The organism is Streptomyces sp. NPDC059897, assembly GCF_042730865.1.
GTDB lineage: Bacteria > Actinomycetota > Actinomycetes > Streptomycetales > Streptomycetaceae > Streptomyces.
Window position 1 is genome coordinate 91,030 of sequence record NZ_JBHWKQ010000028.1, and the last position, 8,445, is coordinate 99,474.

The 8,445-nt window shown below is 69.2% G+C and carries 6 protein-coding genes; 4 read left to right on the top strand and 2 right to left on the bottom strand.

Annotation, left to right across the window (positions count from 1 at the left end; translation table 11 throughout):
• Window positions 1-2: 2 nt before the first annotated feature.
• Window positions 3-980: a cation diffusion facilitator family transporter gene (locus tag ACFV9W_RS27230; protein WP_385765476.1), complete on the top strand. Its 978-nt coding sequence runs from the start codon at window positions 3-5 to the stop codon at window positions 978-980.
• Window positions 981-1,057: 77 nt separating this feature from the next.
• Here the strand turns inward: ACFV9W_RS27230 and ACFV9W_RS27235 are convergent, their stop codons facing one another.
• Window positions 1,058-3,181, bottom strand: coding sequence for a fructose-specific PTS transporter subunit EIIC (locus ACFV9W_RS27235; RefSeq protein WP_385765479.1), 2,124 nt, complete (start codon window positions 3,179-3,181; stop codon window positions 1,058-1,060).
• A 449-nt stretch (window positions 3,182-3,630) separates the two neighbouring features.
• Between ACFV9W_RS27235 and ahcY the strand changes: the two genes are divergently transcribed.
• Complete coding sequence (gene ahcY / locus ACFV9W_RS27240) at window positions 3,631-5,094, top strand: adenosylhomocysteinase (RefSeq protein WP_385765482.1); 1,464 nt, start codon at window positions 3,631-3,633, stop codon at window positions 5,092-5,094.
• A gap of 240 nt (window positions 5,095-5,334) precedes the next feature.
• Window positions 5,335-5,949: a hypothetical protein gene (locus tag ACFV9W_RS27245; protein ID WP_385765485.1), complete on the top strand. Its 615-nt coding sequence runs from the start codon at window positions 5,335-5,337 to the stop codon at window positions 5,947-5,949.
• A gap of 13 nt (window positions 5,950-5,962) precedes the next feature.
• On the opposite strand, the gene ACFV9W_RS27250 is transcribed toward ACFV9W_RS27245, so the two are convergent.
• Complete coding sequence (locus ACFV9W_RS27250) at window positions 5,963-6,910, bottom strand: RDD family protein (RefSeq protein WP_385765488.1); 948 nt, start codon at window positions 6,908-6,910, stop codon at window positions 5,963-5,965.
• A 105-nt stretch (window positions 6,911-7,015) separates the two neighbouring features.
• On the opposite strand from ACFV9W_RS27250, the gene ACFV9W_RS27255 reads away from it, so the two are divergent.
• Window positions 7,016-8,023, top strand: a complete 1,008-nt coding sequence (locus tag ACFV9W_RS27255; protein ID WP_385765491.1) for a stage II sporulation protein M — start codon at window positions 7,016-7,018, stop codon at window positions 8,021-8,023.
• The last annotated feature ends 422 nt before the right edge of the window (window positions 8,024-8,445 follow it).

Consider the following 8,445-nt stretch of genomic DNA (forward strand, 5'->3'; position numbering starts at 1 on the left):
ACATGAGTGCTTCAGGCGGAGCCAAGGCGATCGTGGCGGCACTGGCCGCCAACCTAGCGATCGCGGTAGCGAAATTCGTGGCGTTCCTCTTCAGTGGCTCCTCGTCGATGCTCGCCGAGTCGGTCCACTCGCTCGCCGACTCCGGGAACCAGTTCCTGCTGCTGCTCGGCGGCAAGAAGGCGCAGCGCGAGGCCACCCCGCAACACCCCTTCGGGTACGGCCGCGAGCGCTACATCTACGCCTTCCTGGTCTCGATCGTGCTCTTCTCGGTCGGCGGCATGTTCGCCGTGTACGAGGGCTACGAGAAGATCAGCCACCCGCACGACCTTGAGCACTGGTACTGGCCGGTGGGCGTGCTCGTCTTCGCGATCATCGCCGAGAGCTTCTCCTTCCGTACGGCCATCAAGGAGTCCAACACGCTCCGCGGCAAGCTCACTTGGGGCCAGTTCATCAAGCGCGCCAAGGCGCCCGAGCTGCCCGTCGTCCTCCTGGAGGACCTCGGCGCGCTCATCGGTCTGATCCTCGCGCTCGGCGGCGTCGGCCTCACCCTCGCCACCGGTGACGCCGTCTGGGACGGCATCGGCACGCTCTGCATCGGTGTCCTGCTGATCGCCATCGCGGTCGTCCTCGCCCTGGAGACCAAGTCGCTGCTGCTCGGCGAGGCCGCAGGCACCGACGAGGTCGCGAAGATCGAGAAGGCCGTCGTCGACGGCGAGACCGTCACCGGCCTGATCCACATGCGCACGCTGCACCTCGGCCCCGAGGAGCTTCTCGTCGCCGCGAAGATCTCCGTGCACCACGACAACACGGCCGCCGAGGTCGCCCGCGCCATAAACGATGCCGAGGCCCGCATCCGCGCCGCCGTCCCGATCGCCCGCGTGATCTACCTCGAGCCCGACATCTACAGCGAGTCCGAGGCCGAAAGGGGCTCCGACCCGGAGGCCCGCCCCGGCGGCCCGACGCCGAGCACGGAGCACTGAAGCACTCTTCTACGTAGATGGGGCCCAGCCGAGAATCAATCTCGGCTGGGCCCCATCTACGTAGTCGCGCGTTGCGGTCACTGCACCTCGGACAGCACCTCGAGGATCGCGGCCTCGTCCGGGGCCGCCTGCAGCCGCGCCCGGAAGTCCGTGTCCATCAGCTTGCGCGACAGCAGCGCCAGAATCCGCAGGTGCTCATCGCCCGCGGCCGCCTCCGGCACCGAGATCATGAAGACCAGCCTGGCCTTCGTGCCGTCGAGCGAACCCCACTCGATGCCCTCGTCGGACCGCGCGAAGCAGACGACCGGCGCGGTCACCGCGTCCGTCTTGGCGTGCGGGATGGCGATCTCCTCGCCGAGCCCGGTCGTGCCCTGCTCCTCGCGCCGCAGCGCGGTCCGCACGAGCTCCTCCACGTCGGCGACCTTGCCGGTGCCTGCGGCGAGGCCGGCCATCTCGCGGATGGCCGCTTCCTTGTCCCGCGCGTCCAGCTGCACCTTCACCGTCCGGCCGGTGAGGTAGCCGGAGAGGACCTCGGGTTCCTCAGCGGGCTCCCCGATCCCTGCCTCGGCCGCGCCTGCCGCGGTGGAGGCCGCAGCGGCCGACTGGAGCGAGGCGCTCGCGGACGTGGAGGCGACGGTCGCCGTGGCGTGGGCCTCGGGAGCGCTCTCGGCGGCGACGGCCGGGGTGGCACCGACCAGCGCGGGCTCGCCGGCCTTGGCCTCGGCCGGGTCGGCCGCGGCCTGCTTGGCGGCGGCACGGCGGTTGCTGACACCGATGAGCGCGTTCGTCGTCACGGCGGTGACCACCGTGCCCGCGACGATCGCGAGGAAGAACCAGGCGAGCCCGCTGATCGCACCGAACACAGCGACGATCGGACCGCCGTGCGGCACCGAGTCCTCGACCCCCGCGAGACCGGCGATCGCACCGGCGACCGCGCCACCCAGCATGTTCGCCGGGATGACCTGCGCCGGACGCGCCGCCGCGAACGGGATGGCACCCTCCGAGATGCCGAAACAGCCCATGAACAGCGCCGCGATACCGGCTTCCTGTTCCTGCTGCGTATAGAGCTTGCGGTGGATCATCGTGGCCAGGCCCTGGCCGAGCGGCATCACCGGGATGGCCGCGGCGGCCATGCCCATGACGGCGTTGTTCGTACCGATCAGACCGACGGCGAACAGGAACGCGGTCTTGTTGACCGGGCCGCCCATGTCGAACGCGATCATCAGGCCGATGAGCGCGCCGAGCAGCACCGCGCTCGACCCGGTCATCCCGCCGAGGAAGTCGGTGAGGTGCGTGAACACCCAGGAGATCGGGCCGCCGAGGATGTAGATGAAGGCGAGGCCGACGGCCAGCGTGGACGCGATGGGCACCACGATGATCGGCATGATCGGCTGGATGGCCTTCGGGACCTTGATCTTCCGGATCGCGAGGACGAGATAGCCCGCGAGGAAACCGGTCACGATGGCGCCGAGGAAGCCGGCGTTGGCGTCGGAGCCGTAGATGCTGGCGTCGGCGGCGAGGAAGCCGCCGATCATGCCCGGCACGAGCGCGGGGCGGTCACCGAGCGCGAAGGCGATATAGCCGGAGAAGATCGGCAGCATCAGCTTGAAGCCGAGAGTGCCGAGCGCGTTCACGTTGAACCAGAACGTGTCCTTGGGGATCTGGATCCCGTCAGGCGTCGCGTGACCGCCGATCGCCAGCGAGACGGCGATCAGCAGACCGCCGACGACGACGAACGGAATCATGAAGCTGACGCCGTTCATCAGCGCCTTGTACGCCGCGCTGCGCTCCTTGCCGCCGGACGCCGCGGCTTCCTGCGCGCCGCCACCCTCCGAACCGGCCACGGGCGCGTTCTGGACCCGCTCGATCAGCTGCTCGGGGTGGCTGATGCCCTCCGAGACACCGACCGACAGCACCCGCTTACCGGCGAACCGGCTGCGGTCGACGTCCTTGTCGGCGGCGATGATGATGCCGTCAGCCTGCTTGACATCGTTGTCGGTGAGGACGTTCTCGGCCCCGATGGACCCTTGCGTCTCCACCTTCATGTCGATTCCCGCGGCGTCCGCGGCCTGCTGCAGCTTCTCCGCCGCCATGTAGGTGTGCGCGATGCCGGTCGGACATGCGGTCACCGCGAGCAGCCTCAGCTTGCGCTGCTGCTCGACGGCCCCTCCGCCCGCGTGGGGGTCGGCCGGACTGGTCACGTGGGGTCTCCTTCAAGCGTTCCGTGCAAGAGCGCGCAAATCTTTGCGGCCCTCTCGTCATGGTGCAACACATGCGCACAGCGCCGACAGTTCAAAGGTCCCGTATCGGGTAGTCCGTAGTCATGTATCCGTGATTTCGCCCCGGCCCTCCCTCCGGTGTGACCCGATCCGGAACTCGCCCGACCGGATCGAGAGGCGGGGTGGGTTCGGCTGGGCCGATCGGTGTAGCTTTGTACCGAGCCAGACGTCGCTGCTGATGGCGGTCGGGCGGCCCGTACGCCGGGTCGACCCGAGGGAGAGAGGGCCTCCGACGGACTGCGCTGCGAACGACCAGGGGACACTTGTGTCCCAGGACGCCGCAGGTCAGCCATGCGCGCACCACCCGTATCGCGGGCAGGCGCCTCAGCCCACCTCGACCGACTGCAACAGCACCGAGGAGCAGCTCACTTATGACTTCTGTCGCCAACCGACAGGACCAGGACTTCAAGGTCGCCGACCTCTCCCTCGCCGCCTTCGGCCGCAAGGAGATCACCCTCGCCGAGCACGAGATGCCCGGCCTCATGGCGATCCGCGAGGAGTACGCCGCCGCCCAGCCCCTCGCGGGCGCCCGCGTCACCGGCTCCCTCCACATGACGGTCCAGACGGCCGTCCTCATCGAGACCCTCGTCGCCCTCGGCGCCGAGGTCCGCTGGGCCTCCTGCAACATCTTCTCCACGCAGGACCACGCGGCCGCGGCCATCGCCGTCGGTCCGAACGGCACGCCGGACAACCCCCAGGGCATCCCGGTCTTCGCCTGGAAGGGCGAGACCCTCGAGGAGTACTGGTGGTGCACGGAGCAGGCCCTGACCTGGCCGAACACGCCCACCGGCGGCCCGAACATGATCCTCGACGACGGCGGTGACGCCACCCTCCTCGTCCACAAGGGCGTCGAGTACGAGAAGGACGGCAAGGTCCCCTCGGTCGACACCGCCGAGTCCGACGAGCACCGCGTCATCCTCCAGCTCCTGAACCGCACGATCTCGAACGGTTCGCAGAAGTGGACCCAGCTCTCCTCCGAGATCCGCGGCGTCACCGAGGAGACCACGACGGGCGTCCACCGCCTGTACGAGATGCAGCGCGACGGCGTCCTGCTGTTCCCGGCGATCAACGTGAACGACGCCGTGACCAAGTCGAAGTTCGACAACAAGTACGGCTGCCGCCACTCGCTCGTCGACGGCATCAACCGCGCCACGGACGTCCTCATCGGCGGTAAGACCGCCCTCGTCTGCGGCTACGGCGACGTGGGCAAGGGCTGCGCGGAGTCGCTGCGCGGCCAGGGCGCCCGCGTGATCGTCACCGAGGTCGACCCGATCTGCGCGCTGCAGGCGGCGATGGACGGCTTCCAGGTCACGACGCTCGACGAGGTCGTCGACAAGGTCGACATCTTCGTCACGACGACGGGCAACAAGGACATCATCATGGCCTCGGACATGGCCAAGATGAAGCACCAGGCCATCGTCGGGAACATCGGCCACTTCGACAACGAGATCGACATGGCCGGCCTGGCGAAGATCGACGGCATCGTCAAGGACGAGGTCAAGCCGCAGGTCCACACCTGGACGTTCCCCGACGGCAAGGTCATCATCGTGCTGTCCGAGGGCCGCCTGCTGAACCTGGGCAACGCGACGGGCCACCCGTCCTTCGTGATGTCCAACTCGTTCGCGGACCAGACGCTGGCCCAGATCGAGCTGTTCACCAAGCAGTCCGAGTACCCGACCGGCGTGTACGTGCTGCCCAAGCACCTGGACGAGAAGGTCGCCCGCCTCCACCTGGACTCGCTCGGCGTGAAGCTGACGACGCTCCGCCCGGAGCAGGCCTCGTACATCGGCGTCGAGGTCGAGGGCCCGTACAAGCCGGACCACTACCGCTACTGAGCACGCGCCCGCCGAGCACGCGTGCCCGGACCACGCGTCCGCTGACCACTCGACTCGGCACCGCGCACCAGCCGCCCGCCGGCTGACCGCTTCGCAGGACAGGCCCCCGCACCCCCGTGTCGGGGGCCTGTCCCGTGTCCGCGCACACCGCTGGCTACGGTGGACACGCCCTTCGACGCCCGCCCGCCCCGTACGCGACGGCGACCGTCACCAGGCCAGACAGAGGACCCCACGAACGCCATGCCCCGCGGCCGTTATTCGCTCCACGATCTGCACGATCACACCCCCCTCGGCGAAGAACACTTCCAGTGCGCGCCCGGCCCCTCCGGCTGGCGCTATGTCGCGCAACGGACCACCCCCTCCGGCGACCACGCCGGCTCGATCGACCTCGCCCTCGACGAACTCGGCCGCCCCATCCGCCTCGAACTGAACGCGGCGAGCTGGCAGGTGAGAGGTGCCGCCATCGACGGCGTCACATGGGTCCGCACCGACCCCTCGGGCACTCACGCCACCGAAGGAAACGCCCCCGCGCACGCGTTCACGGGAACATCCCCCGCGTTCCTCATCGCCACCGCACGACTGCTCGGTCTCACCCCCGCTTCCCCTCCGACCCGCGTCCGCCTCGTCGCCCTGACGGATCCAGTCCTCGCACCCCGCACGGTGGACCAGTCCTGGACCCTGCTGAACAGCGAAGCACACGCCACTGACAGCGGGCCCCTGACCGTGGACGAATACCAGGTCACAGCCCTGGACACGGGGGAGCAGCAGACGATCCACATCAGCGGCGACGTGGTCCTCGCGGCCCCCGGCATCGAGCTGGAGGACCTGGAGAACCCACCGTCGACGTTCCGCTGACGCCGCCGCGCACTCAGGCCGGCGGCACGAACCCGGTGGCCGGCCCGTCCGAACTCCCGGAACCGGCCGGAGGGGTGTCCGCCGGACCGGACGCGGGGGCCGGAGGAACGGGAGGCGTGGACGGCACGGACCCCGCGGGCTCCGCGTATCCGCCATAGGGCCCGGGAGCCGGACCGGCCACGGGCGCAGCCGCCCGACGACCTGCTGCAGGGCCCGCCCCGAACGCCCGCTGGGCCTCTCGCGACTGCCGCTCGTGCGTCACGGCCGCCAGATACGCGGCGGGCGGCATGTCACTCGGCACCGGAGCCCCCGTGTGCGCGGCGAGCTCACCCGCCAGCCGCTCGGCCATCCCCCACCCGACCTGCGGATCCAGCTGCCCCATCCGCGTCAGGTACTGCCGCACCGCGAGCCACAGCCCCTCCGGCACGGCCGACAGATCCAGCTCGGCGAACCTCCCCACCAGCCACGGCGGGGGAGGCGGCACGAAAGCCGACTGCCCGGTCGGCACCCTTTCCCGTACGACGAGGGTCCCGGCGAACACGTCCCCGACCCGCCGGCCCCGCGCGGACACGAGCGAGGCGATGCAGGCCACGACCCCAAAGGTCATGAGGATCTCCACGACCCCCACGGCTCCCCGCACCAGCGCATGCCGGAACCGGATCGGCCCGCCGTCGTCCCGCACGACGCGCAGCCCGCACGCGAGCTTCCCCAGCGACCGCCCATGGCTCAGCGTCTCCACGGCGATCGGGATCCCGACCAGCACCAACAGAAACGTCGCCACCGCGACGGCCGCGACCGCGGCGTCGTCGAGCGAAGCGGTCGCAGCCGCGAACGCCATGGTCACCGCGATATAGACGGCGAACGCCACCGCCAGGTCGATGAACACGGCAAGCGCCCGACTCGGCAACTTCGCGGGCCGCAGCTCCAGCGCCACCGCCTCACCCGTCACCAGCTCACTCACGCCGGCCACCCACCCTTCAACGAGCTGCCCCAGGAACCGCCAGTCTGCCAAGCTGAAGGACCATCGCGCCGTACAGGTGCCGGAAAGCGAGGAGCAGCAGACCGGATGGACCTCGACGTCTTCGTGTCCGCCCACCGGGCCGAGTGGGACCGCCTTGACGCCCTGCTGCGCCGCCGACGCCGTCTCACCGGCACGGAGGCGGACGAACTGGTGACCCTGTACCAGCGCACCGCCACTCACCTCTCGCTCATCCAGTCCAGCGCACCGGACCCCCGGGTGATCGGCCGCCTCACCCAGCTCGTGGCACGCGCGCGTAGTGCCGTGACGGGCACCCGCCGCGCCTCATGGCGCGATGTGACGCGCTTCTTGACCCACGGTTTCCCGGCAGCGGTCTACAGGGCGCGCCACTGGTGGGTACCCACCGCACTGCTCTCCACCGCGATAGCCGCTCTCATCGGCTGGTGGATCGGCACCCACCCCGATGTCCAGGCCTCCATCGCGGCCCCCTCCGAGCTCCGCGAGATGACCCGCCCCGGCGGCCAGTACGAGACGTACTACTCGAGCCACCCGGCCGCGTCGTTCGCAGCCCAGGTCTGGACGAACAACGCTCAGGCCGCTGCCATGTGCCTGGTCCTGGGCGTCTTCCTCGGCCTTCCGGTCCTGTGGATCCTCTTCCAGAACATGCTCAACGTAGGTGTGGGCATCGGCCTGATGGCCTCCGTCGGCCGCCTCGACGTCTTCCTGGGGCTGATCCTCCCGCACGGCCTGCTCGAACTGACCGCGGTCTTCGTAGCCGCCGGGACCGGGCTCCGCCTCGGCTGGACGGTGATCGATCCGGGCCCCCGTTCCCGTAGGACGGCCCTGGCCGAAGAGGCCCGCGCGGCCCTCGGCATGGCCATCGGTCTGGCCCTCGTCCTCTTCGTCTCCGGCGCCATCGAAGGCTTCGTCACCCCCTCCGGCCTCCCGACCTGGGCCCGCATCGGCATCGGCATCGCGGCGGAACTGGCTTTCCTGGCATACGTCTATGTACTCGGCGGCCGAGCGGCCCGCGAGGGAGAGACGGGCGATGTGGACGCGGACGAGCGCAGCGCGCTGCTGCCCACGGCCGCCTGATGTGCGAGCGCCCCGCTGAGCTGCTAGTCTCTTCTTCGCCCCGGAAAGACCGTTGACACGGACAGACCGGGGAGGTAGATTCGAACAGTTGCCCCGAACTAGACAGGTTCGATTGCAACGGCTAGCATCTAGCGCGCTTCGCGAAATTCAATTCTTCGAGAAGCCCCCCCGATTAATCGGAAACCCTGAGCCGGTCAGACCGGCCCAAAACTTCTGATAAAGTCGGCACCGCCGAAAGGCAAAGGCCCTCCAACGGCCACCGGAAATGAAATCCGAACCGGAAACGGAACGGAAAACGGATCTGGTAGGGTTGGAAACACGAAGTATCGAAGGGAAGCGCCCGGAGGAAAGCCCCAGAGAGTGTTCTGCGGGTGAGTACAAAGGAAGCGTCCGTTCCTTGAGAACTCAACAGCGTGCCAAAA